This window comes from Paenibacillus radicis (ex Gao et al. 2016), assembly GCF_014641555.1.
GTDB lineage: Bacteria > Bacillota > Bacilli > Paenibacillales > Paenibacillaceae > Pristimantibacillus > Pristimantibacillus radicis.
The window spans coordinates 392229-417675 of the sequence record NZ_BMHY01000001.1; the positions used below are offsets into that span (position 1 = coordinate 392229).

Annotated in this window: 19 protein-coding genes; 16 read left to right on the forward strand and 3 right to left on the reverse strand. The window is 49.4% G+C overall.

Annotated elements, in window-relative coordinates:
• Positions 1-10: 10 nt before the first annotated feature.
• The 15 genes from larE to IEX98_RS01700 all read left to right on the forward strand — a co-directional run bounded on the left by larE (position 11) and on the right by IEX98_RS01700 (position 19345).
• Positions 11-826 (forward strand): ATP-dependent sacrificial sulfur transferase LarE, encoded by an 816-nt coding sequence (gene larE, locus IEX98_RS01630; protein ID WP_374705306.1) that lies wholly within the window; start codon positions 11-13, stop codon positions 824-826.
• Positions 823-1497: a nickel pincer cofactor biosynthesis protein LarB gene (larB, locus tag IEX98_RS01635; protein WP_188887191.1), complete on the forward strand. Its 675-nt coding sequence runs from the start codon at positions 823-825 to the stop codon at positions 1495-1497. Before larE ends, larB begins: the two co-directional genes overlap by 4 nt.
• 1 nt (position 1498) lies before the next feature.
• Positions 1499-3085, forward strand: a complete 1587-nt coding sequence (larC, locus tag IEX98_RS01640) for a nickel pincer cofactor biosynthesis protein LarC (protein ID WP_188887192.1) — start codon at positions 1499-1501, stop codon at positions 3083-3085.
• A 2-nt stretch (positions 3086-3087) separates the two neighbouring features.
• Positions 3088-4359, forward strand: a complete 1272-nt coding sequence (locus IEX98_RS01645; RefSeq protein WP_188887193.1) for a glucuronate isomerase — start codon at positions 3088-3090, stop codon at positions 4357-4359.
• A 126-nt stretch (positions 4360-4485) separates the two neighbouring features.
• Positions 4486-6108 carry a helix-turn-helix domain-containing protein gene (locus IEX98_RS01650; RefSeq protein ID WP_188887194.1) on the forward strand — a complete coding sequence of 541 codons (1623 nt, stop codon included), beginning with the start codon at positions 4486-4488 and terminating at the stop codon, positions 6106-6108.
• A gap of 97 nt (positions 6109-6205) precedes the next feature.
• Positions 6206-7258: an ABC transporter substrate-binding protein gene (locus tag IEX98_RS01655; RefSeq protein WP_188887195.1), complete on the forward strand. Its 1053-nt coding sequence runs from the start codon at positions 6206-6208 to the stop codon at positions 7256-7258.
• A gap of 113 nt (positions 7259-7371) precedes the next feature.
• Positions 7372-9087: an ABC transporter ATP-binding protein gene (locus IEX98_RS01660; RefSeq protein ID WP_188887196.1), complete on the forward strand. Its 1716-nt coding sequence runs from the start codon at positions 7372-7374 to the stop codon at positions 9085-9087.
• A 197-nt stretch (positions 9088-9284) separates the two neighbouring features.
• Entirely contained in the window at positions 9285-9947 is a 663-nt protein-coding gene (gene lepB / locus IEX98_RS01665; RefSeq protein WP_188887197.1) for a signal peptidase I, read from the forward strand.
• Between the two features lie 90 nt (positions 9948-10037).
• A complete protein-coding gene (locus IEX98_RS01670; protein ID WP_188887198.1) occupies positions 10038-10745 on the forward strand; it encodes a response regulator transcription factor in 708 nt (235 codons plus the stop codon).
• The gene (locus IEX98_RS01675) at positions 10742-11752 is read left to right on the forward strand and encodes a sensor histidine kinase (protein WP_188887199.1); all 1011 of its coding nucleotides are present in this window, start codon (positions 10742-10744) and stop codon (positions 11750-11752) included. The genes IEX98_RS01670 and IEX98_RS01675 overlap by 4 nt, the downstream gene beginning before the upstream one ends.
• Before the next feature lie 92 nt (positions 11753-11844).
• A complete protein-coding gene (locus tag IEX98_RS01680; RefSeq protein ID WP_188887200.1) occupies positions 11845-12612 on the forward strand; it encodes an ABC transporter ATP-binding protein in 768 nt (255 codons plus the stop codon).
• Complete coding sequence (locus IEX98_RS01685; RefSeq protein ID WP_188887201.1) at positions 12584-14461, forward strand: FtsX-like permease family protein; 1878 nt, start codon at positions 12584-12586, stop codon at positions 14459-14461. Before IEX98_RS01680 ends, IEX98_RS01685 begins: the two co-directional genes overlap by 29 nt.
• Before the next feature lie 173 nt (positions 14462-14634).
• Complete coding sequence (locus IEX98_RS01690; protein WP_188887202.1) at positions 14635-16677, forward strand: serine hydrolase; 2043 nt, start codon at positions 14635-14637, stop codon at positions 16675-16677.
• Between the two features lie 87 nt (positions 16678-16764).
• Positions 16765-18714 (forward strand): sensor histidine kinase, encoded by a 1950-nt coding sequence (locus IEX98_RS01695; protein WP_188887203.1) that lies wholly within the window; start codon positions 16765-16767, stop codon positions 18712-18714.
• Positions 18707-19345, forward strand: a complete 639-nt coding sequence (locus IEX98_RS01700; RefSeq protein WP_188887204.1) for a response regulator transcription factor — start codon at positions 18707-18709, stop codon at positions 19343-19345. Before IEX98_RS01695 ends, IEX98_RS01700 begins: the two co-directional genes overlap by 8 nt.
• A gap of 605 nt (positions 19346-19950) precedes the next feature.
• Here IEX98_RS01700 and IEX98_RS01705 read toward each other — a convergent pair.
• Complete coding sequence (locus IEX98_RS01705; RefSeq protein WP_188887205.1) at positions 19951-20928, reverse strand: LacI family DNA-binding transcriptional regulator; 978 nt, start codon at positions 20926-20928, stop codon at positions 19951-19953.
• Positions 20929-21199: 271 nt separating this feature from the next.
• Here IEX98_RS01705 and IEX98_RS01710 point away from each other — a divergent pair, with 271 nt between their 5' ends.
• Positions 21200-23332: a glycoside hydrolase family 3 N-terminal domain-containing protein gene (locus IEX98_RS01710; protein ID WP_229691989.1), complete on the forward strand. Its 2133-nt coding sequence runs from the start codon at positions 21200-21202 to the stop codon at positions 23330-23332.
• 173 nt (positions 23333-23505) lie between these two features.
• Here the strand turns inward: IEX98_RS01710 and IEX98_RS01715 are convergent, their stop codons facing one another.
• Both IEX98_RS01715 and IEX98_RS01720 read right to left on the reverse strand, forming a co-directional pair.
• Positions 23506-24378, reverse strand: a complete 873-nt coding sequence (locus IEX98_RS01715) for a carbohydrate ABC transporter permease (protein WP_188887207.1) — start codon at positions 24376-24378, stop codon at positions 23506-23508.
• Between the two features lie 23 nt (positions 24379-24401).
• On the reverse strand, positions 24402-25352 hold the full coding sequence (locus IEX98_RS01720) for an ABC transporter permease (RefSeq protein ID WP_188887208.1): 951 nt from the start codon (positions 25350-25352) through the stop codon (positions 24402-24404).
• Positions 25353-25447: the final 95 nt, after the last annotated feature.

The following is a 25447-nucleotide window of genomic DNA, read 5'->3' on the forward strand; positions in this document are numbered from 1 at the left end:
ATACAGAATCATGCATGATAAATACGACAAGCTTCAGACGATTCTCTCCGAAATGGAATCCGTTGTAGTCGCATTCTCAGGCGGCGTTGACAGCACTTTTCTTCTGGATGCGGCGATTAGAACGCTGGGCGTTGACCGGGTGCTGGCGGTTACGGCCGACTCGGAGACTTATCCGACAGAAGAGCTTGAGGAAGCGATCCAATTAGCGAAGAAGATCGGTGCGCATCACCAGGTTATCGAGACTTCGGAATTGAGTATTCCGGGTTATAAAGAAAACAACGCCAACCGCTGTTATTTTTGCAAAAGGAGCCTGTTTGAGCATTTGGAGCCGTTCATTAAGGAGGGTGCTTACAAGCATATCGTCTATGGGCTGATCGCCGATGACATGAATGAGCACCGGCCTGGCGTACAGGCGGCCAAAGAACGCGGAGTTCGCGGACCGCTGCAGGAAGCGGGATTGTTCAAAGAGGAAATCCGCGATTTGTCACGCGAATATGGTTTGCCCACATGGAATAAACCAAGCTTTGCCTGTCTTTCTTCACGGATTGCTTATGGAGAAACGATTACGATCGAGAAGCTGGGACGGGTTGGAGAAGCGGAACGGTATATTCGCTCGCTTGGATTCGGTCAAGTAAGAGTGAGAAGCCATGGCGATATTGCCCGGATCGAGGTGGAGCCGGCAGTAATGGAGCGTCTGCTGGCTCATTCTACGGAAATTTCCTTCCGATTGAAGGAGCTGGGTTATCTTTATGTCGCGATGGATCTGACCGGTTATCGCAGCGGCAGCATGAATAAGGCGTTGAAGCTTGGGGGAACGGCGAGATGAATGAATTCGAGGATCTTGGTTTTTGCAAGCTGGACGTCGGACGTGATGAACGAACCGGACATCCGGAGGTTGTGTTTGGAATGGGGAAGACCCCCGATCAAGTGGAGAAGATCTTTGCCCGGCTTGCAGATGTTCACGGCCGTGCTTTGGTAACGCGGGCTACAGAAGAGATGGCTGAGCGGGTGCTGGCCACCTATCCGGAAGCTCGTTATGACAACGTGTCGCGTCTTATCTCTCTTGGGCAATCGGCACGAAAGCTGCCGGGAAAAGTCGCGGTATTGACGGGGGGCACCTCAGACATTCCGGTCGCGGAAGAGGCAGCCGGAACAGCCGAGTGGATGGGCTGCGAGGTTGACCGGATATACGATGTTGGCGTGGCCGGTATCGACCGGCTGCTGAGTCAAAGGGACAGAATTCGGGAAGCATCCGTCGTCATTGGCGTAGCTGGCATGGAAGGCGCGTTAGTGAGCGTCGTCGGCGGTCTCGTGCGCAGACCGGTGATCGCCGTCCCTACATCGGTGGGGTATGGGGCTAATTTGCAAGGCATAACGACGCTGCTTGCCATGATGACCTCGTGCGCGGCGGGCGTTACCATCGTAAACATCGATAACGGCTTTGGGGCAGGCTTCCAGGCGGGCATGATTTTACAACTAGTAGCGGAGGGCAAGTAACATGAGGACGCTCTATTTGGATTGTATTTCTGGTATTGCAGGCGACATGGCCTTATCTGCTTTGGTCGATGCAGGTGCAGACCCTGCTTACATCGTCCACCACCTCTCGGGCCTTCCGATAGACCCTTTTACGATGGAATTTGTCGGAGTCGACCGCAGGGGGATATCGGCAAAATGGTTGAAGCTGAGCTTCGACAATGAGGTGCATGAGCACAAGCACGGGGATGACCATGATCACGTCCACACGCACTCGCATGAACACGGGCATGCTCATGATCACGTCCACACGGATTCACATGAACACGGACATGCTCATGATCACATCCACCATGATGAACATTCTCACGAGCATGGTCATGATCATCACAGTCATGATCATGACCACAAGCACGGACATGCTCATAATCACGTCCATACGCATTCACATGAACACGAACATGCTCATAATCACAACCACAATGATGAACATTCCCATGAGCATCATCATGGTCATAGCCACGATCATCACCACCATGATCACCACCATACTCATGGCGAGCACGACCATCATCACGACCATGGCCACCATCATGATCATCGGAAGGCTTCGGATATTATCGGGATGATTGAGAACTCAAGCTTGCCGGAACGGGTCAAGACGAGGAGCCTGTCTATCTTTCATTTGATTGCCGAGGCTGAAGGCAAGATCCACGGCATGAACCCGGCAGACGTTCACTTCCACGAAGTTGGGGCGATGGATTCGATATTGGACATCATCGGCGTTTGTCTTGCGCTTGAGAGTCTTGATGTTAGCCGCATTATCGTCTCCCCCGTGCCGACTGGAACCGGCCGGCTTCGTATGGCTCATGGTCTATACCCAATTCCTGCTCCGGCTACAGCTGAGCTGCTTCGCGGTGTGCCGTTATCGCCGTTCACGGCCAAAGGGGAATTGACGACACCAACAGGCGCTGGAATTGTCAAAGCGTTGGCTGCAGAGTTCGGTACTTTGCCCGCCGGAACGATCAATCGCATCGGCTATGGTGCGGGAACGAAAAACTTCGAGCATCCAAACGTACTGCGAGCGGTGTTGTACAAGCATGAGGAAGAGCATGAGCATGAGCAAGGACATGGACAGCGTCAAGGGGCCCGTTCAAAAGAAACCGTTGTTGTTCTTGAAGCCCAGGTGGACGATTCTACCGGAGAGAGGCTTGGTTATGCAATGGAGAAGCTCTTCGAGGCGGGAGCACTTGATGTGTACTATACGCCCGTTTATATGAAGAAAAATCGGCCGGGCGTTCTGGTAAGCGTATTATGCTACCCGTCTAGCGAAGAGCTTTGTGAGGAAACGCTGCTCACAGAAACCTCGACTTTCGGTGTGAGGCGCAGCGAATGGACGCGCAAGGCGCTGGAGAGGCAATGGATGCAAGTGGATACGAGATACGGCACTATTCGGGTCAAGCAGGCGCTCGATGGAGGCCGCATCATGAGGCAAGCTCCTGAATATGAGGATGCTGCGCAAGCGGCCAGATCTTATGGTGTTTCTCTGGAGACAGTCTACAACGAAGTCTATCTGTCCATCGGACGATTAGAAGCTAAAGGGGAGAAATGAAAATGACAACGCAATCGCAATCCGTCGTAAGCTTGGCCGACCTTCGGCAAACAGTAGAACGGTTGGCCATGACGACTCCCGTTACGGATATGCATACTCATTTGTATGCGCCAGAATTTGGTGATCTTCTGTTATGGGGCATTGATGAGCTGCTTACCTACCACTATTTAATTTCGGAGTCGTTTCGATGGTCGGAGGAGGAGTACAGCCATTTCTGGTCGTTGACCAAACGCGAGCAAGCGGATTGGATATGGAAATTGCTGTTCATCGACCATTCTCCGTTAAGCGAAGCGGCAACCGGATTCATTACGATCCTTAAGCGGCTGGGGCTGGACGTATCTTCGCGTAATCTGGATGATTACCGGGAGGCGCTATCCAGACGTACGGTACAGGAACAAGTCGATACGGTTATGCAAATTTCCGGAGTAAGCAAAATCGTAATGACCAACGATCCTTTTGATTCCGTTGAACGTCCAGTTTGGCTTGCGGATCAAGGAAAGTCCGATCCCCGGTTTTATGCGGCACTTCGTGTAGATGCCTTGTTGAATGATTGGCCTCATGCAGTGAAGGAGCTTCAAAAGCTGGGTTATGATGTACAAACGGAGTGGAGTCAGCGGACGAAAGAAGAGACGCGCCGTTTTCTGTCGGAGTGGATTATTCGAATGGATGCCCTTTATTTGGCAGTCTCGATGCCCGGCGACTTCGTCTATCCCGCGGATGACCACCGCAGCAAGATGATTGACGACGTGATGGTTCCCGTATGTGGTGAACGGAATATTCCGTTTGCACTGATGATTGGCGTTCGGAGACGAGTGAATCCATCGCTTGGTTTGGCCGGGGATATGAGTATGCGCTCAGACGTAACGGCAGTAGAAGCATTATGCCGCCGCTATCCGGAGCAGAAATTTCTCATTACGATGCTGGCAAGGGAAAATCAGCATGAATTGACGGTACTCGCACGTAAGTTCCGCAATTTGATGATTTTCGGCTGCTGGTGGTTCCTGCACATTGAATCGATGGTTGAGGAAATGACGCGTTTCCGTGTTGAGCTGCTCGGCACCTCCATGATTCCGCAGCATTCCGACTGCCGTGTATTTGAGCAGCTTATTTACAAATGGGAGCATTCGCGGAGAATTATCGGCAGCGTACTGGCCGACAAATACGAGAAGCTGCATCATAGCGGCTGGAGCGTGACAGAAGAGGAAATTCAGCGGGATTTGGACGATATGCTGAATCAAAACTTCTGGCGCTTTCTTGGCAAGGAACATAAGTAAACGTGAAAGTGAATCGATGCCTGACGACCGCTTACCGCGGCTCGCCAGGCTTTTTTTATACTGGACGGTGAGAATGGTTTTCAATTACAATTGTGATAAAGCATTCTCTCGAAAGGGTGACATGGAATGACGATTGCTGAGCATCCGTCTTCGGATAAGTCATGGAGCAAGCAGTGGCTCCATCAGATATGGATTCGATTAAAGGAAGCTTCCAAGCAAGACCATAGCACCTTTCATTACCAACTGCTATATGGAAGCGCACCTTCTCATTTGTTTATCGTTCTGAATGGGCAAATGGGCAATATCATTGTGGATGGATTATTAGGTCCGGCAAGTCCGGATAGAGTATATTGGATCAGGCCCGGCCAGCGGGTTGAAATGAATTATTCCTCAGTCGGGCCGCGAGAATTGTATCTATTTCCGTTTGAAGCACTTGACCTGAATGAGGCATTTAAAGCGGAGGAGCGGGATGATTTCCCCCCAGCATCTGAAGGTCTGCCTGCAGCCTCTCCGGCCGAACTGCTGGCATTATGCGAGAAAATATTCGGCCATTGGCACAGCGGCGACAAAGTGGACCGGTTAGCCAGCCAAGCGGGCTTTCAGGACCTGCTTCATTTGCTGTTCAAAAAGCAAGGGCAGCACGAGGAAGCGCTGGACCGGGTCAGCGAATATATGAAGCTGCATTACCGGGAGCCGGTTACGGTCGAGGCTTTGTCGGAAATGGCGGGCATGAGCCGGTATTACTTTATGAGATCATTCAAAGACCGGTTTGGGCAAAGCGCGATGGATTATTTAACGGAGCTCCGAACGAACCAAGCGAAGCAATTGCTGGAAGAAGGGTTTCCCCTATGGGATATTGTGGACCGGATCGGCTACAAGGACCCGCAATATTTCAGCAGCCAATTCAATAAGAATGTGGGAATATCGCCCAGAACCTATACGTTAAACCGCAGATGCAAGGTTGCAGCCTATAGTTGGCCGAACATCGGACATTTGCTTACACTTCAAATGATTCCGTATGCAGCGCCGATTGATCAGTTCTGGTCGGATGATTATCGTAAAAAATATCGTTTTGATGTGAAGCATCTGCTGAGCCATGATTATGAATTTAACCTTGAGGCGTTATGGCGTTCCCGCCCCGATCGTATCGTTGCACTTGATGAGATGCTTCCGGAGGAAGAGAAGCAGAAGCTTCGGCAAATTGCTCCCGTTCTTTTCCTGCCCTGGCATACGGAAGACTGGAGGATGCATTTGCAATTGACGGCTCAATTTCTGGAGCGTGAAAAGGAAGGCAGCCTGTGGCTAACCCGTTATGACCAGCAGGTCGAAGCCGTGGCGCAGCGTATGCCTGCGGCTTTTAGGCAAGGAACGCTGCTTATTATAAGCATTGCATCCCGGGGAATTAACGTCTGGGGGAAGAGAGCAGGAACGGTGCTGTATGACGATTTAGGCCTCACGTGCCCCACGGGCGTTGAGACGGTTGAATCCACGGAGTACGTGCAAGCAGAGCAGCTTGGAGCGTATGACGCGGACTCGATTCTCATCCATGTGTTGAAGGACCGGGACTCGCAGATAATATGGGAGCGTCTCCAGCGCTCGGAGGTTTGGCGTAAACTTCGGGCTGTCCGCAACCATAACGTCTATCACACATCGGGACAGGCCTGGCTCGCTGAACCGATTCTGGAATATACGGCGAATCGGCATGATCATATGCTGCAGGAGCTCAATGCTTTATTTCGTGCCCTGTAACGGGCGGAATCGGGCATGATTTCACATTCCTTCACAGGACAAAGGTGATATAATGATCTATATGATTATGATTATCACTATCAGTGGAGGCGAAACCATGCATCAAACAGAGAAAGCCTTTCGCGCAATTGCGCGTGGCGGGCTAGGTCAAATAAGAACACGGGGGATAGGATTGCTGCTGATCCTTATCTGCATGACAGTCATCGTGAGCGCTTGCGGGAAACAAGCGAACACGAACGTCAAGCAAGCGGAGGAAACGCCAGCGTCGACTGCTTCTAATGAAGGGGCGCAAACGCAATTCATTAAGCACGGGTTTGGCGAGACAGAAGTTCCTTTGCATCCAAAACGGGTTGCCGTATTTGGTCTTGAAGATATCATGCTGTCGCTCGAGGCACCAATGGTGTATGCTTATGGCTTTAAGGGCTACTACTTGGAAGAGCAATTGAACAAATTGAATATTAAGCTATCCAACAATACGAATTTTGAACCAAGCTATGAACAAATTCTGGCTTCGCAGCCTGATCTTATTATCGTTCAGCAATATTCTATCGATCAGAGCAGATATGAGGAGCTGAGCAAAATTGCGCCAACTATCGCTTTTGCTCCGGATGACTGGAGATCGTCAATTGTCGTAATCGGCAAAGCGCTTGGCCTGGAAGACAAGGCACAAGCCGTGCTTAAAGCGCATGACGAGAAGATCGAGCAAGCGAAAAAAGCAGTTACCGATGCGGTTGGCACAGATAAAACCGTTGTCTATATGCGTCCTTCCGAAAAGGATTTGCAGGTGTTTTTCCCAAGCTTCAGCTTCGTCTACACGGCGTTTGGTCTGAACCCGGATGCCAGCATTGCCGAATTCCAGAAGGAAACCTCTGATGATTGGGGAATTAACACTTCGCTTGAGAAGCTGCCTACTATTACAGCGGATTATATATTCGCAATCTATGGAGGATCAATTGATACAGAGGAAGAGGTACAAAAGCAATTGGACAGCTCAGCTGCGCTCGAGAAGCTTCAAGTGTGGAAAGCGATACCGGCTGTGAAGGAAAACCATGTATTCAAAGTGTCGCCGAGACATTGGATGTCTTCCGGCCCGATTGCGGAAAGCAAACAAATGGAAGATGTCGTGGCTGCGGTCACTGGCAAGAAATAACTGGCGTTCACGCTCAGAACGCAGCAGGGGCCGCTTATGTTAAGCGGCCTCTACCGCTCTGTAGGGGAATGGTGATGGATTCAGCTTGATGGAAATGGAAGGAGCATTTTTTCGTGATATACAAATTTTTTGCCTATTATAAGCCTTATAAAACGTTATTTCTAATCGATTTCTGCTGCGCTGTATTTGCTGCCCTGCTAGAGCTCGGCTTCCCGCTTGTTGTGAATCAATTCGTCGATAAGCTGTTACCCTCCGGCAACTGGACTATGATTCTATGGGCATGTCTGGGTCTTCTTTCTATCTATGCGCTTAATAGTGTGATGCAATATGTGGTGACATATTGGGGACATAAGCTAGGGATCAACATTGAAACCGATATGCGGAAAAAGCTGTTTAATCATGTGCAAAAGCTGTCGTTTCGTTTCTTCGACAATAATAAAACGGGACATCTTATGACGCGGATGACCAACAATCTGATGGAAATCGGCGAATTGGCGCATCATGGCCCGGAGGATTTATTTATTGCGGCTATGACGCTAATCGGAGCCTTTATCTTGATGCTGCTGATTAACTGGAAGCTGGCGCTGCTCTCCGTCGTCATTATTCCGGGTCTGATCTACTTGTCGCTCTACTTCAATCGCAAGATGATTCGCGCCTTCCAACAGATGTTCAAGGATGTCGGGGAAATTAACGCTAGAGTAGAGGATAGTGTCGGCGGCATACGTGTTGTGCAAGCATTTACTAACGAGAAGCATGAAGCTGCCCGTTTTGCGAAAAACAACGAACAATACCGTCTGACTAAATTTATTTCTTATAAAATTCAGGCGCAAAATACTTCCATCAGTTATTTTCTGATGCGTATGGTTATTTTGTTCGTCCTCGTCTGCGGCACTTGGTTTGTTATAGACGGTCAAATGACGAGCGGGGATTTTGTCGGATTTCTACTGTTGTCTAATGTGTTTCTAGGGCCGATCAACAAAATTAATTCGGTCATTGAAAGCTACCCGAGAGGGATGGCGGGCTTCAAGAGCTACTTGGAGCTGCTGGAGACGGAGCCGGACATTGCAGATGCACCAGGAGCACGGGATGTAGGTACACTGCGAGGCGATATTCGTTACAGCGGGGTTACTTTCGGGTATGAGAATGAAGCGAAGGTACTGAAGTCCATCGATCTATCGATTAGCGCCGGAGAGACGATTGCGTTTGTCGGCCCTTCAGGCGCGGGCAAAACAACGCTTTGCAGCTTGCTGCCGCGCTTCTATGAGCCGGAGTCCGGGACAATCTCCATAGACGGAATCGACACGGCTCAGATGAAGCTTGCCTCGCTTCGCGGACAAATCGGCATCGTGCAGCAGGATGTTTTCCTATTTACAGGAACGATTCTCGAAAATATTGCGTATGGCGATCTAAATGCAAAGGAAGCGGACATTTGGGAAGCAGCACGCCGGGCGCAGCTGGATACATTCATTCGGGCACAGCCGGACGGCCTGCAGACGATTATAGGCGAGCGAGGCGTCAAGCTTTCGGGCGGTCAGAAGCAGCGGCTTGCTATTGCCCGGATGTTCCTGAAAAATCCTCCGATTCTGATTCTGGACGAAGCAACCTCTGCGCTCGATACCGAGACGGAAAAGGCGATCCAACAATCGCTTGCCGAGTTGTCCGAGGGCAGAACGACACTGGTTATTGCGCACCGGCTGGCAACAGTCAAAAACGCGGACCGCATCGTCGTTGTGACGGAGAAGGGCATAACCGAGCAAGGCAAGCATCAGGAGCTGCTTACGAAGGGCGGCTTCTACAGCAAACTTTATGAAGCGCAGTTTGGCGCATAGCTAACATAATAAGAGGTTCTTCTTCAAGTAAATGCTTGAAGGAGGACCTTTTTTTATGCTGAGAGTTATATATAGTGTCGAGTAATAAGGACTTATGAACCATTGAAACAAATCTGAACTGCGATAAAGTGGTATATATTACCATAAAGCGGATTAGTTATCCGCCCTATCTTTTTCATCTTATGTTAGGAGGATGTATGGTGAAAATATTATTTATATATACTAGAGCTATTTTTATTATTTTTATTGTAAGTGTAATCGTTGCAGGCTGTCAGAAAGAACAGGAAAAAGTTGAATTTGAATACCCTGTATACACTGAGCTTAAGGAAGGGATGTATTTAATAACTTACGATTATGATTCGATGGCATTGTCCAAAACAGAATATATATCATTCGATAATGGAGACCTTGTCATAGATCCAAACTATTATCAAACGCATGATTTAAAGAGAGGGGATGTGATCTATTTTGAAACGCCAGCTGATTTTAAATCCCATCATCCCGAAAACAATATAGCTCGAATTATTGCTCTTCCTGACGAAAAATTGCGTATAAAGAAAGGACAGATCTATATTAACAACGAGAAATTGAAAACCTTCTATGGAAAATCACTCGCTGGAGGTTTACATAAGAAGGAATTTTTAAAAATGATAAAAAAGGCTCCCGGAACTAAATGCGAAAAAGAGTGCTTAAATACATTTAAAAGTACGTTTGATTTCAGTCTAAAGAAAACTCTAATCCCCAATCATGCTATTTATGTAATCGGGGATAACTGGTCAAGAAGTTACGACAGCAGATTGTTTGGCACATTGCCTGAAATAAATATTTTAGGGAAAGTGATGGGTTACGCAAAGCCTTAAAGCTGTGCGTGGCCAATAACAGGATATCCCGACGCTTTTGTCGAAATAGCGTTCAACGGAAGGGCAATCGAACAAAGGAGAGAGTATGACATGCATAAAATAATGGTCGTAGAAGATGATCCGAAAATTGCGGAGCTTCTGCTGTCTACAATAAAGAAGTACGGCTATGAGGGAATACGGGTTCATGATTTCCAGCATGTATTAGAGGAGTTCCATGAAGCGAAGCCGGATTTAGTGCTTTTGGACGTGAATTTGCCTAGCTATGACGGCTATTATTGGTGCAGGCAAATTCGTAATGCCTCGATATGTCCTGTCCTGTTCATATCAGCTCGTGACGGTGAAATGGATCAGATTATGGCTCTTGAGAACGGCGGAGATGATTATATGACGAAGCCGTTTCACGCTGGAATTGTGTTAGCCAAAATTCAAAGCCAGCTTCGGCGTGCCTATGGGGAGTATGCAGCCAGAAACAGTGAACGGGTTCTTGAGCAGGACGGGCTTGTTCTTTATCCCGAAAGACAGGAGCTGAAGCTTGGAGATACCGTCATAACGCTTACGAAAAAAGAGTCCTACATTGTAGAAAGTCTGATTGAGCGCTATCCGCGGGTAGCCAGCCGGGAGGCTCTGCTTGAGAAGCTGTGGGATGATCAAACGTATGTCGATGAGAATACGATCAACGTAAACATTACCCGCGTCAGAAAAAAGTTTCAGGAGCTGAACATTGAGGATGCTTTAGTGACGGTTAGAGGGATGGGTTACCGGCTAAACGTTACCTGGACGAAGGAGAATTACGAGTGAAACTATTTTTCAGAGAGCACGCTTTGCTTCTTGTCGTCCAGCTTGTGCAATTAGGCTTCATCGTTTCGATTTATTGGCTGGATGGCTATCGCGATCTGTTGACCGTTCTATATTCTGTATTTATTGCTTTTTTCATTTTAAGCGGATATCTGGTGTACCAGTTTGTCAGCCGCAAGCACTATTACCTCCGCCTAAGCCAGCCTCTCGAATCATTTGATGCTTCAATCCAGCAGCGCGAGCATGCTCCCGTCTCCGAGGCGCTTCAGAAGCTGCTGCATAGCCAGTACCGCCATTATGAGCAGCAGCTTTACACGCTCAAGAAGCAGCAGGAGGAGCATCTGATCTTCATGGACCAATGGGTGCATCAGATGAAAACACCGCTCTCGGTCATTGATCTCACGGTTCAACATATGGACGAGCCCGAATTTGCCAGCATACGCGAGGAGTTGGAGAGGATGCGCTCTGGCTTGCACACGGTTCTTTACATGTCCCGGCTTCGCGCCTTTGAACAGGATTTTCATGTCAAGCCCGTTGCTTTATCGCAAATGATTAGTAACGTTATCCATGACAACAAACGATTATTTATCCGCAACCGGATTTACCCCGAGGTTCAGAGCTATACGTCTGACATAACGGTCGAAACGGATGAGAAATGGCTGTTTTTCATGCTGTCTCAGCTCGTTATCAATGCCGTTAAATATTCAGCTGGTACCGATGCCGAAGGGAAAAAGGTTGTGGTTTCCTATTATTTGCGCGGCAATGAACCCGTCATTGAGGTTGCAGATCGAGGGATAGGTATTCCTGCCGCTGATATGAAGCGGGTGTTTGATTCCTTTTTTACCGGTCAGAATGGGCGCGGTACGCGTGAATCTACGGGCATGGGGCTTTATTTGACGAAGGAGGCGGCAGATCGTCTTGGGCATCGAATTGAGCTAACGTCTGAGGAAGGTAACGGTACGCAGGTGCGGATTGTTTTTGCATCCTATCAAAAGCTTACAACCGTGTAATAAAAGTGAAAGCCAAATCGATAGTTTGCAGCCAATCGTCTACAGTATACTGATCACATTAACTGTTTGCCCCGTGAAAGGAGATCAGAAGTATGCTGCAAGTAAGACGAGTGAGTAAAATATATGAAGGTAAAGTGGCTTACCGGGCTTTAAGCGATATTGATTTAACGATTGAAGACGGTGATTTTGTCGGTATTATGGGTCCTTCGGGAAGCGGGAAAACGACGCTGCTCAACTTGATTGCTACGATTGACGAACCGACAACCGGTGAGGTTCTATATGACGGCAAAACGACAGGCAAGCTGAACAAAAATGAATTAGCGATATTTCGCCGCCGTGAGCTTGGATTTGTATTTCAAGACTTTAATCTGCTCCACACTTTGACGGTTGAGGAGAATATTGTGCTGCCGTTAACGCTGGATGGAAACAAGGTCAGTGAAATGAAGCAAAAGGTAAAAACGATAGCAGAAAAGCTAGGGATTACAGAGATCATGAACAAACGGCTGTATGAAATATCCGGAGGGCAGGCGCAGCGGGCTGCTGTCGCCAGAGCGATGATCCATTCCCCCAAGCTGCTTCTCGCAGATGAGCCAACCGGCAATTTGGATTCCAAATCGGCAAAGGATGTCATGGAATTGCTGGAGAGAATTAACCGCGAGCAGAATGCAACGATGATGCTGGTTACGCATGACGCGGTGGCTGCCAGCTATTGTAAGCGTGTTGTCTTCATTAAAGATGGCAGGTTCTATTCGGAAATACATCGGGGGGATAATCGCCAAGCCTTTTTCCAGAAAATTATCGATACACTCTCGCTGTTAGGGGGACATCACAATGACGTTTCGTCAATTCGCGTTCCGTAACGTCTCCCGGAATAAGAGGCTCTATGCGGGATATTTCCTTAGCAGTCTATTTACGGTCATGGCTTTCTTTACCTTTTCTATCTTTGCATACCATCCGGTACTTAGCGGAGTCGATAGTAGCAGCGTGACGTTTGCCCTTTCCGTATCCAAGTGGATCATTTATGTCTTCTCTTTCTTTTTTGTTCTTTACTCGATGAGTTCATTTCTGCAATCGCGAAAAAGAGAATTTGGACTCATGATGATGCAGGGCATGACCACGGTACAGCTTCGTCTGATGATTTTTTTAGAAAATATGATGATTGGTTTGTCCGCGACAATAGGCGGCATTGCTCTGGGGCTTGTTTTTGCCAAGGTTATACTGCTTACAGGAGAAAACTTTCTTGCCGTCAACGAAAAGCTGGCTTTTTATTTTCCCTATAAGGCCATTGTTCTGACCCTGCTTTCATTTTTGCTTCTATTTATTTTGATTTCCTTTTTTATTTCGGCCGTACTGCAGAGCGGAAAGCTAATTACGCTGTTAAATGGTGACAAGCAAGCAAAGAGTGAGCCTAAGTCCTCTGTGCTTCTAGTTTGGCTAGTGCCGATTTTGCTGGGAACGAGTTACTTTCTTAGCTTGCGAGCCGAAGGCTTAGAAGCACTATTATTACTTGTTCCAGTCGTTGTTATGGTATGCATCGGCACCTATCTGCTGTTTACGCAGCTTAGCGTCTATACGATCCGGAAGCTGAAAAGGATGGAATCGATTTTTTGGCTGAAAACAAACATGCTGCTTTTTTCCGATCTCGCCTATCGGATGAAGGACAATGCGCGTTCATTTTTTCTGGTTGCTATTATTTCTACCGTTTCGTTTTGCTCGATCGGCTCGTTGTACGGCTTCCAATCGATGATTGGCGGCCACAACGTCAAAGATAATCCTTATTTATTCACTTACACGACCACGAATGGCTATAGTGATGAGCAGAAAAATATAGAGCAGATTGACCGCTCGCTTAAAGAAGCAAATGTTACAACTGAAAAAGCGTTTCTGAACCTTGCTTACTACAAGGCTTCCAACAGGGATGCAACGATTGCAGTCGTTCGGCTATCCGACTACAACCGGATGACGGAGTTAATGGAAATGAAGGGAATTGTGCTCTCTGACGGGAAAGCAGCGGTTGTTGACTTTGGACTATCACGTATAGGCCAATCCATGCTCAACCAGCCGATAACGCTGCAGCCCGATGTTGTCATTGAAGCGAATAAAGCAGTTGTATCGCCGGCGGTACACGGTATAAACGGCTATTTCGTTATTTCGGATGATCAATATGCAAAGCTTGGAGCATCTGTACAAGAGAAACATTACTATATATGGCACGGGCCGCTCGGGCAAAAACAATCCATAACGGCAGGGGGAAAGCTGTCCAATGCCCTTCCTTATTCGGACAGCTACGAGTTCTTTGCCCTTGAATTCCAAAACTCTGTTCTAGATAAGCTTTTTGGCCCTATCCTGTTCATCGGTTTATTTATCGGCATCGTGTTTTTTGTCTCCGCAGGCAGCTTTCTCTATTTCCGTCTGTACAGTGATCTGGATGATGACAGACGGAAATTCAAAGCCGTTTCCAAGATGGGACTTAGTGAAAAAGAGCTTACGAAAATATTGAACCGGCAAATGGTATTGCTTTTCTTTGCGCCAATTGTTGTTGCATTGGTACATGGGGCTGTAGCACTTACTACACTGTCTCACATGTTTCAGTATTCGCTGCTGAAGGAATCCGTGCTCGTTCTTGGTCTGTTCTTTATCGTTCAAGTGATCTATTTCTTTATCGTCCGCTTCTTCTATATTAGGCAGGTGAAGCTGGCGATTGTCTGATTCGATTGAATGAGTCATTCACAGCAGTTACTCCATTTGGCATGTTTGCGTGATCACGCAAAATAAATGCGTGATCGGCGGCGATATCCGCAGTCCGGTACGGATTCGCCATTTCAAGCGAAATGATAGGATGAGGTTGCAACTACTTCATAAGTGTAAAAAGGAGATTAAGTATGCATCTTTCTTCCCTCATCCCGGTCAGAAGCTTTGTTCGAACAGGGCTGCTGGCTACACTTGCCGCCGTTATGCTGACTCCTGCATTTGCCGCTGCGGCCGAGCCGGCATCCGCATCCGCATCCGCATCCGCAACTGCAGCCAAACCTATTTATTCGAAAGAGTCGTTTATCGACGGATTTTTTAACCGTAAAGACATTAAACCGCTCCTTACCGGAGCAGTTGTAGCAGTTGTCAATGGCGACCAGCCAGTGCTCGTTAAAGGATACGGCTACGCTAATGTGGAGCGCCAGACGCCGGTAGATCCTAACAACACCTTATTCCGGGTCGCTTCAATTACGAAAACCTTTACTGCCACCACCGTGATGCAATTGGCAGAGGAAGGAAAGGTTGAGCTGGATCGCGATATTTCTCCATATTTGAAAGGAATCGTCATTCCGAACAAGACAGGCTCACCATTGACACTGAAGCATTTGATGACGCATACGAGTGGGTTCGACCGCACGGAGGCGGCTGCAGATGAAGGAGATCCAGGCGATGTCTACCCGCTGGACCGCTTCATTAAAGACAATATTCCGACTGTTGTACGCAAGCCGGGTGAGGCCTACCGCTACGATAACTATGCCTATAACCTGCTTGGTTATATTGTGCAAAATGTCAGCGGCAAGCCGTTCGATCAGGTTGTGCAGCAGCGGATCTTTATGCCGCTCGGCATGAAGAACAGCCATTTGATTCTGACGCCTGATATTCAGAAGCGGCTTGCCACTCCGTATGATAGTGATGGTGAACCGCTGCCTCAGTATGCGACGTATCCGAACAACTCTCCCGATGGCGGCATGATGACGACAGGAACGGATATGGCCCGGTTCATGATCGCAGAGCTGAATGGCGGAAAGCTTGGCGATGCTTCCATTCTCAATGCGCAATCCTTGCAGCAAATGCAGCAGCTTAGCGTATCGATTCATCCGGATATTCCAGGCGTCGGCTTTGGATTCGAATCTAGTTATCCGGATTTAAACAACGGGCAGTTTGTCATCGACAAGGGTGGTGCAGCAACCGGGTTCCAATCGCATATGTGGCTGCTTCCCGATCGTCAAACCGGACTGTTCCTGGCGTTGAACAGCACGCGGAATGCCAGAACGATTCAGAGGGAGCTGTTCAAGGCATTCATGGATCATTACTTTCCTACTGCGGAGGGTACGGATACTCCCATCGCTCCGCTACGCCAGTCCAAAGAGCAGCTGGCTCCTCTTACTGGCATTTACCGTGATCTGCGGATGCCGATGTGGCATTACGATGTCGAAGCCAGAGATGGCGGCTTGACCGTCACGGATGCCTATGGCGAACACAGCTTGTCTCAAGTGAAGGAATTGCTGTTCGTAGACGAGACGGGGAGATATGCAGCCTTTAAAGAGAATGGGGAAGGAAAGATCACTTACTTCTCCTATAATAAAGCGGACAGCTGGTCCGAGATGCTGCCGAATCCTAAGCTTTATAGTGATGTGCCGAACGGTCATGCCTATGCCAAAGCAATCTATTATGTGCAGCAGCAAGGGATGCTGGCCAAGGAAAATGATGGGGCAGCTTTCAAGCCGGAGCATCCGATTACCCGCGAGCAATTCATCGGACAGCTAGTGGTTTTGGCGGATATTCCGCTTTCGGAGGAGCCAGTCATTTTCGCGGATGCAGCCGGCAGTCCTTATGCGGCAGAAATTCAGACCGCTCTGGAAATCGGACTTGTAAGCGGCACGAACGGTGGAAGGTTTGAACCGGACCGTGCGGTTACCCGGCAGGAGGCTGCCGTTATTATCGCTCGCGCACTGCAGCTCCAATTCGGCTCGATCGTATCGGCAGAGGCTGCGCAGGAAATTATTCTGAAAGCAGGGACGAGCGCATGGGCGGTGGAGGGAGTTCGAATTGTACTTGCCAGAGGCTGCTACGGACCTGATGTAGTGAAGGATGCCAACGGCGTATATGATTTCCGTTCCCGGCAGCCGCTGCTGCGGCAGGAAGCTGCCGCGATGTTTTACCGGTTTCCGTAACGAGCAAAGCGAGAGCGATATTATCCCTTAAGGGGGTAATTCGCTCTCTTTCTTTCATGCTATAATCGAAGCGGGTGATCGCGTAAAATGAACCTTAATAATGACCGTCCATTAAAACATAAAACGGTAGTATTTCTTATCATGTCTGTCATTTGCTATATGCTTCTTGCCTTCTCCATTCATTTTCTTTCGCTTCAATCACCTTACATCGGAGCTGAGCTTCGCGAAGAAACCGGGATCGGATGGATTGTCGAGGCGGTCGAGGAGCGGGGGAAAGCGGCGGAATGGGGAATATCCCCCGGCGACGTTATTACAGCTATGGAGGCTGTTTCGGAGGCGAAGCTGGTAGTGGACGGCTCAAGTATATGGTTGAGCAAGGCAGACCGGGTTATCGTGCAGAAACAGGACGGACGGCAGCTGGCTTTCAGCAGTACGCCAGATTCGCGGGCAATTGCCGTTGCTGCGTTCTCGGCTGCGTTGGAGCTTCTGCTGCTTGGCTTAGGCGGATATGCGATTCTATCAATACCGGAATCCCGTGTTATCCGGCAGTTCTATATCCTCAACTGGATGTTTGCTTTATGTCTGCTCACACAATTTTCAGCCGAAAAAAGCTTATCCGACATCATCATATCGTTTTTATCCATCTGGCTTCCCTATTTGTTGTTAAGCTTCTATTTGCTGTTCGTATTTCGTACGGTCCACCATCGGTTCAAGTATCTGCTGCGCGTATGCCAAGGCTTTGTGATATTGTTCTCGGCTTATCTCACATATTTGATCGCAACGGAGAGCGACGTGCCCAAATGGACGGCCGATGTCCTGAATTGGACGATTATCGGTACATTACTGCTGCTGGCCGGTATTACCTTTGCGTATTGGAAGGACTTTGAGCGAATGGAAAGAAATCAATTGTTGAATCTGTTTTTCGCCTTGTTCCTCAGTTTAATGCCATACGCCTTTCTATATGCGATACCGATGCTGATGCACGGACAATCTGTCATTCCTTTAAAATATTCGCTTACTGGTCTTGTGCCGTTTTCCTTCGCGATTACTCGGCTGCTCGTCGCGCGAAGTCTGCTGGACATGCGGATCTACATTCCTCGCTTGCTTATACATAGCTTCTACCTGGGCATAGTGTTCATGTTATTCTCCCTTGCAGCTAAAGGAATATCGACGTATGAGATGTGCCTCTTATTTGTTGTGTTTATCGTGTTGTCTTGGGGGTACCGGAGGGCTTTGCTCCGATTCCGGCATCGCACCGAGGAGCGTACGGAATGGCTGGAGCGGCAAACGCGGCTGTTGTCGCTCCGGCTGGCTAAGAAGCCGGGGAAGAGAAGCGAGGCTGCGTCGTTCCTCGCCGATAGTCACCTTGCCGAGCCTTACAGCTCTAGCCTATTAGAAGCGCAGCAGTCGGAACGGATTCAACTCTCTTATTATTTGCATGATCATTTGCTGCAAAATATGATTTTCCTCTCGCGTGATCTGGAGGAGCTGTATGAAGCCGGAACAGCAGACAAAGAACAGGTCGCCCTCTGGTTGAAATGCGTCTATGATTCGCAACGGGACATTCGCAAGCTATGCGATGATCTATACCCGTATATCATCGATAAAGGCGATCTGAAGGAAGCGCTGCAATGGCTGCTGCGGACGATGCGGGAGAAGGGCAATATCCGAACCGAGCTGGTCTATGAGCTGCCGGACGGGGAGCCAGCGAATGAACTTGTTAAAATAAACTTGTTCCGGGCGATCCGAGAATTCGTCAACAATGTATATAAACATTCGGGAGCAGCCGAGATGTCCATTCGAATATGGAGTGAGCGGCAAGAAATCCGTTGTCGGATTGCCGATGACGGAACAGGGTTTGATATGAAGTCGGCGCTGGAGACTTCCCCTGGCGGGGAGCGGCGTTTCGGACTCCTGTCCGCTTACAGTCAGGTTCGTCATCTTGGCGGAGTGGCAGATATTGAGACATCGCCGGGAGAAGGAACGGTCGTTAGCATCTATTTGCCGTGTGGAGAGGAGGCGCGTGTCCATGGGTGACAAAATTAGAGTGGTGCTGCTGGATGATCATCCGCTCGTGCTGGAGGGGTTGAAAAACCGGCTGGAGAAGGAGCCGGATATTGTAGTGCCGAAGACGTTTGACGATCCTCGTGATTTGCTGGAAGACATCGCTTCTTGCCAAGCCGACGTGCTCGTCATGGACATTGCGATGCCCCATCTGAGCGGCTTCGAATTGGGCAAGCAATTAAAGGAGCAATATGGGCTCTCGCTGAAAATCATTTTGCTTTCCGGTTATACGTATGATGAGTTTTATAGCAAAGCCTATGAGATCGGCGCACATGCTTTTTTGTCCAAGCAAAGCACCTACGCTCAAATTATTAATGCAATTAAGCAAAGCATGCTGGGGCATGCGCTCGTTGCGGAGAAGGTGCTCGGTAAGTCGAGGGATGTTCTGACCGCTGTAGAGCGCGAGGTGCTCGTACGAATTGCTGAAGAGAAAACAAACAAGGAAATTGCACAGGAGCTGGCGATGAGTCAACGAACCGTAGAGCATCATATGACATCGATTAATCAAAAGCTTGGCGTTAAATCGCGGGTTGGTGCAGTCTCCAAAGGCTATGAGTCTGGGTTGCTAGGGAGCATTCATTCAGGTGGAGCTGATGAAGACTGAAGCTGCAGCGCCTTAACCTACCCAAATCGGCAGAAAAAGCCCCGAAAAGTGTGCTGTATTATTCGTATAAGACCCTATCAGGGTCTTAACCGTGCCGATTGTGCTGTTCGCTCATTAGTTAAGACCCTTGTAGGGTCTTAACCTACCCAAACTGGCAGAAAAGCCCCGAAAAGTGTGCTGTATTATTCGAATAAGACCCTGACAGGGTCTTAACCGTGCCGATTGTGCTGTCCCCTCATGAGTTAAGACCCTCGCAGGGTCTTAACCCATCCAAACTGGAAGGAAAAGCCTTGAGAAATATGCTGTTTTATTCGTATAAGACCCTATCAGGGTCTTAACCGTGCCGATTGTGCTGTCCCCTCGTGGGTTAAGACCCTTGCAGGGTCTTAACCCATCCACGCTGGCAGAAAAAGCCCCGAAAAGTGTACTGTTTTATTTGCATAAGACCCTGACGGGGTCTTAACCGTGCCGATTGTGCTGTCCGCTCCTTAGTTAAGACCCTCACAGGGTCTTAATCTATGCAAACTATCAGAAAAAGCCCCGAAAGTGTGCTGTATTATTCGTATAAAACCTAGCTTTGCTGCGGTTTATTGCCCTTATCAGAACTATGTTCCAGTTGCTGCTGTTACGGAAGCTCCTTGCACCAAAGTCACATAAATCCGCTCGTTCTCGACAGGCTCGCCGCCCAGCATTTTAATTAGCTGCTCGGAAGCGAGCGCTCCCCATTTGGGCATCGAATAATCGATCGTAGTAAGCCGGGGCTCTATAAACTGGGCCAGTTCGGTATTGTCAAAGCCGACGAGATGAATATGCTTGCCGATGACGAGGTCTGTATGCGTACGAATATAACGGTAGACGCCGATCGCCATTTCGTCATTGAGACAGAAGACGGCTGCCGGCCGGGTATATTCCGCTGCGATCCGCTGCGCGGCGGCTTCTCCCGAGGATTTGGTAAAGTCGCCGGGAAGGACAGTGAATGTCAGACCAGGTACGCGTTCAATGGCCTGATGTACGGCGCGTAGACGCTGAAGGGCATCGTAGGAGCCTGCCGGACCGGACACGGCATAAATGTTGTCATGTCCCTGCTCGATCAGATGCTCGATCGCAAGCGTTGCGCCGGCTTTATTATCAAGCAGCACTTGATTGATATGCGGATGCTGCAATTCACGGTCGAGTACAACAGCTTTGTGGCCGTTATTGGCGTATTGAAGCAGCTCCTCGTCGGAGAACGTCGCATCAAGAATGATCGCTCCGTCGATCATCCGCTCGGAGATGAGGCGCCGCGACTGCGGGCCGCTGCATACGAGCAGGTCATAGCCTTTGGAGCTGACATATTCTTTAACCCCTTGGAGCAAATTTCCGTAAAAGTTGCCTTCGAAATCGGTCAGAAAGATGCCGATCATGTTTGATTTTTTCGTCTTCAGCAATCTGGCTGCTGCATGGGGCACGTAATTCAACTCTTCGGCGGCCTGCAATATTTTCGCGGCGGTCTCTTTCGTAACCTTGTCGTTGCCATTAAGGGCGTAGGAAACCGTAGAGATGGAGACGCCGGCCCGTTTTGCTATATCTTTTATACTAACCAATAGACTCGCCCCTCTGACCTAGTTGGTGAAACGTTTAGATTTTAACTATAACCGAAAATAATAATGCGTACAACCTTGAAAATATCCCGTTTCTACTTGAATTAATCCAATTGACAGGGGATTGAATCGCCAATTATAATCGGAATCAAATGGAATCGAAACGTTTCGATGAACCATTTATACTATGTGCAGAGGGGTTGCGTTTGACCTGACTACTTCCAATTCTAATTCACAATCCGTTGATCACAAATTGAATGACTTAATCCGGCAGATGACGCTGGATGAGAAGATCGCGCAGCTGATTCAGCTGGCCGTTCCTTTCTATGAAGGCGCAGGCGGCGAAGGACAGATTACAGGGCCGATGGACTCTCTTGGCATTACACAGGATACCGTACGCAACTCGGGCTCCGTGCTCGGCATGGCCGGCGCGCAGGACGTAATCGATATGCAGCGTACGCATTTAAGTCATAACCGTCTTGGCATCCCGCTGTTGATGATGGCCGATATCGTCCACGGCTTCAAGACGATATTTCCGGTTCCGCTGGCAATTGGCTGTTCATGGGACATGGAACTGGCGGAGAAAAGCGCAGAAATCGCGGCAAGGGAAGCTGCGGTGTCCGGCGTACACGTTACGTATGCGCCAATGGTCGATCTCGTTCGGGATCCCCGCTGGGGCCGCGTCGTTGAGTCGACGGGAGAAGACCCGTATTTGAATGCCAAGTTTGCAAAAGCTTTCGTTCGGGGCTTTCAAGGGCAAGACCTGTCGGGCGATTATGATCGCGTAGCCGCCTGCGTCAAGCATTTCGCCGCATATGGCGCTGCGGAAGCTGGCCGGGATTATAATACGGTCGACTTGTCGGACCGTCAGCTTCGTGAATTTTATTTGCCGGCCTATAAGGCAGCGTTGGACGAAGGCTGCGAGATGGTGATGACATCCTTCAATACAGTGGATGGCATCCCGGCAACCGGCAATCAGAAGCTGATGCGAAAGCTGCTGCGGGAGGAATGGGGCTTTGATGGCGTACTTATTTCCGACTGGGGCGCGGTGAAGGAGCTAATTGCCCACGGCATTGCTGCCGATGAGTCGGAAGCAGCTTATAAAGCGATTCGGGCTGGTGTCGATATCGAGATGATGACTGCTTGTTATGTCCATCACTTGGCAGAACTGGTTGAGCGCAAAGAAGTGGATGGATCGCTTATTGATGAAGCCGTGCTGCGTATTCTGCAATTGAAGCAGAAGCTAGGCCTGTTCGATAATCCTTACCGGGCAGCCGATCCGGAACGGGAGCGGGAGATCGTATTCAGTGACGCGCATCGTGAAGCTGCCCGTGAGCTGGCTGTGAAGTCCTGTGTGCTGTTGAAAAATGAAGGTGTCCTGCCGTTTAGCCGCGATCGCAAGATTGCATTAATCGGTCCTTTCGCCTCCAATCATGATGTGCTTGGACCATGGTCCTGGACGGGCTCGAAGGATGCTGCGATTACGCTTGCCGAGGGGCTAAGCAGCAAACTAGGCGACCAGGCGAAGCTTGTTATCGCCGAGGGTTGCGGCATCGAGACCGCTACGGAAGCGCAGCTGCAAGAAGCGTTAGCGGCTGCAAGCGAAGCGGAGACGATCGTTCTGGCTCTTGGCGAGCATACGGATATGAACGGAGAGGCGGCCTGCCGAGCGGATATTCGTCTGCCGCAGGTTCAGCTAGAGCTGCTGCGCGAGCTCCGCGCATTAAATAAGCCTATTGTGGTCGTTTTATTCAACGGTCGTCCCCTTGATCTGCACGGCGTATTTGAGAAAGCGGATGCGATTCTGGAGGCTTGGTACCCGGGTTCCGAGGCTGGCAACGCAGTGGCAGAATTGCTCCTTGGGGATGCCAATCCGAGCGGCAGGCTGACGATGTCATTCCCTTATAGCGTGGGTCAAGTTCCGGTCTACTACAACGCCTTCAATACAGGCCGCCCTCAAGGTGCGCCAGACGCGCAGGTTCGTTATGTATCGCAGTACCTGGACATTCCGAATGAGCCGCTGCTGCCATTTGGCTTTGGACTCAGCTACTCCGAATTCGAATATAGTGAGGTTTCGCTTTCTTCCCCTGTGATGACGAAAGAAGCGCCGATCAAGCTGACCGTTAAGGTGAGGAATAAAGGCATTGTTGCCGGAGTGGAGACGGTGCAGCTGTATGTGAGAGATATGTCGGGCGAAGTTGTTCGTCCGGTGAAGGAGCTGAAGGCTTTCCGCCAAGTGGCGTTGCAGCCGGGCGAGAGCACAGAGATCGAGTTTATTCTCCGTGAGGAGCAATTGCGTTACTACCATTCCGATCTGTCGCATGAGAGCGACGCGGGTGAATTTATCGCTTTCGTTGGTCCAAACAGCAGTACGAATACCCGGCTCCCGTTCCGGCTGGAGAAGTAAGTCAATCAACTATAGCTAGAGGCAACAAGGCCAACCCGAAGCACGGGTTGGCCTGCCTTTGGCTTTATTTTTGCCATCGTGATTGTGAATTGCCATTGTCAGTATTGCCTCGTATGAAAAAAGAGCTGCTCCGGCATTCACCGGAAACAGCCCCAAATTGTTTCATTGCTCTGCTATTCCTTGACGGCACCGATCACGATGCCTTTGACGAAGAAACGCTGCAGGAACGGATAGACGATTAGTATCGGCAGCGCGCCGATAAAGATTTGCGAAGCGCGAAGCGTCCGCTGTGACATGTTGGCGATGACGGCCGGGTCGAAGCCGGTTGTGCTGCCTTGTACGATCAGCGTCTGCATGAAGCTGGCGAGCGGCAGATTTTCGGCTCCCTTCATATAAATAAGCCCGTCGAAATACGCATTCCAGTGTCCGACCATCGTAAACAAGGCGATCGTTGCAATAGCCGGCAGCGAGATTGGCAAATAGATCGAAATAAAGCTGCGGAAAAAACCGGCGCCATCCATAAAGGTCGCTTCTTCAAGCTCTTTGGGTACCGTACGGAAAAAGTTGAGCAGCAGAATGATATTGTAGACGGTTACGAGTCCCGGCAATATCAAGGCGAGCAAATTGTTCAGCAGGCCAAGCTTCAGAATAAGAATGTAGCCCGGAATGAGGCCGACATTGAACAGCATCGTCACAACGAAATACCAAAGGTAGACGTTGCGGCCTCGAAACACGCGATTGTCCTTGGACAAGGCGTAGGCGGCAAGGGCGTTGACGGCCAATGCCATCGCCGTTCCGAGAACGGTCCGCTTGACGGATACCCAAAGCGAAGTGAGAAAGTTTACGTTCTCGAACGTCTTGGCATACGCATCGATTGTAAAGCCAATCGGCCAGAATGTAACGAGTCCGGCGTTGGCCGGGGCCGTATCGCTGAAGGAAACCATCAGCAAATGGTAAAGCGGCAGCATGCAGCCGATGGAGATGATGGCGAGAAGTGTATAGTTGAACACGCTAAACAGGCGGTAAGGCAGCGTTTTATGATACATGGACGGTCATCCTTTCATTCGAACTAGAAAATGCGGTAGCCAGCGAATTTATAGGCGAGCCGGTACGAGACGACGATGAGTATGAGGCTGATCATCGATTTGAACAGGCTGACGGCAGTTGCGAAGCTGAATTGGCCGCTCAGCAGGCCTTCCCGGTAGACGAAGGTGTCGATAATATCGCCTTGCTGGTAGATCATCGGGCTGTACAAGTTGAACACCTGGTCGAAGTTGGCGTTAAGCACGTTGCCCAGTGCGAGCGTTGCTACTACGATCAGAATCGGAATAAGCGAAGGAATCGTAATATGAATCGTTTGTTTGAGCCGGGTTGCTCCGTCGACTTCAGCAGCTTCGTACAGCGCAGGATTAATTCCGGCAAGCGCGGCGAGGAAAATAATCGTATTGAAGCCGAATTCCTTCCACACATCGCTGAATATAATCGTCAGCCGGAACCAGGTGCCGTCGCCAAGGAAAAATACTGGCTTGATACCGAACACGTTCGTTAGAAGCTGGTTGATAATGCCGGTCTGAGCGAGCAAGTCGATCAGAATGCCCCCCAGCGTAACCCAGGACAGAAAGTGCGGCAGATAGACAAGCGTCTGAATGGACCGTTTGAAGCCCATATTCCGCACCTCGTTCAACAATAGGGCGAAGCCGAAAGGTACGATTAAGTTCAGGATGATCTTGGAGCAGGCGAATAACAGCGTGTTCAAAGTGATTTTCATAAAGTAGTCGTTCTCGAACATGTATTGAAAATGCTTCAAGCCAACGAACGGAGAGCCGGTAATGCCGAGTGAGGCTTTGTAATCCTGAAAGGCCATAACGACGCCCGTCATCGGTATATAGGAAAAAACGAAAACGGACAGCACGGCTGGCAGCACCATAAGATGCAAAATCCACGGTACGCTGTAGCCTTTTCTCTTTTTTGCTCCTCGGACGGCCGTGAGCTTGACATCTGGCGAAGTAATTGGGTCCATCGTTTTCTTCCTTTCTATATTTTTCATTTGTATATGGGGTGAAGCCCTGCTATATATAATAACAACACGCAGGATGACCCAACTATAAGACAATG

Bases quoted from the DNA above. Each gene is read 5' to 3' on its own strand.
- larB (WP_188887191.1), top strand. From the start codon at position 823: ATGAATGAATTCGAGGATCTTGGTTTTTGCAAGCTGGACGTCGGACGT.
- IEX98_RS01690 (WP_188887202.1), top strand. From the start codon at position 14,635: ATGCATCTTTCTTCCCTCATCCCGGTCAGAAGCTTTGTTCGAACAGGG.
- larE (WP_374705306.1), top strand. From the start codon at position 11: ATGCATGATAAATACGACAAGCTTCAGACGATTCTCTCCGAAATGGAA.
- IEX98_RS01700 (WP_188887204.1), top strand. From the start codon at position 18,707: ATGGGTGACAAAATTAGAGTGGTGCTGCTGGATGATCATCCGCTCGTG.
- IEX98_RS01680 (WP_188887200.1), top strand. From the start codon at position 11,845: ATGCTGCAAGTAAGACGAGTGAGTAAAATATATGAAGGTAAAGTGGCT.
- IEX98_RS01715 (WP_188887207.1), bottom strand. From the start codon at position 24,378: ATGTATCATAAAACGCTGCCTTACCGCCTGTTTAGCGTGTTCAACTAT.
- IEX98_RS01650 (WP_188887194.1), top strand. From the start codon at position 4,486: ATGACGATTGCTGAGCATCCGTCTTCGGATAAGTCATGGAGCAAGCAG.
- IEX98_RS01720 (WP_188887208.1), bottom strand. From the start codon at position 25,352: ATGGACCCAATTACTTCGCCAGATGTCAAGCTCACGGCCGTCCGAGGA.
- lepB (WP_188887197.1), top strand. From the start codon at position 9,285: ATGGTGAAAATATTATTTATATATACTAGAGCTATTTTTATTATTTTT.
- IEX98_RS01645 (WP_188887193.1), top strand. From the start codon at position 3,088: ATGACAACGCAATCGCAATCCGTCGTAAGCTTGGCCGACCTTCGGCAA.
- IEX98_RS01685 (WP_188887201.1), top strand. From the start codon at position 12,584: ATGACGTTTCGTCAATTCGCGTTCCGTAACGTCTCCCGGAATAAGAGG.
- IEX98_RS01655 (WP_188887195.1), top strand. From the start codon at position 6,206: ATGCATCAAACAGAGAAAGCCTTTCGCGCAATTGCGCGTGGCGGGCTA.
- larC (WP_188887192.1), top strand. From the start codon at position 1,499: ATGAGGACGCTCTATTTGGATTGTATTTCTGGTATTGCAGGCGACATG.
- IEX98_RS01670 (WP_188887198.1), top strand. From the start codon at position 10,038: ATGCATAAAATAATGGTCGTAGAAGATGATCCGAAAATTGCGGAGCTT.
- IEX98_RS01695 (WP_188887203.1), top strand. From the start codon at position 16,765: ATGAACCTTAATAATGACCGTCCATTAAAACATAAAACGGTAGTATTT.
- IEX98_RS01710 (WP_229691989.1), top strand. From the start codon at position 21,200: ATGACGCTGGATGAGAAGATCGCGCAGCTGATTCAGCTGGCCGTTCCT.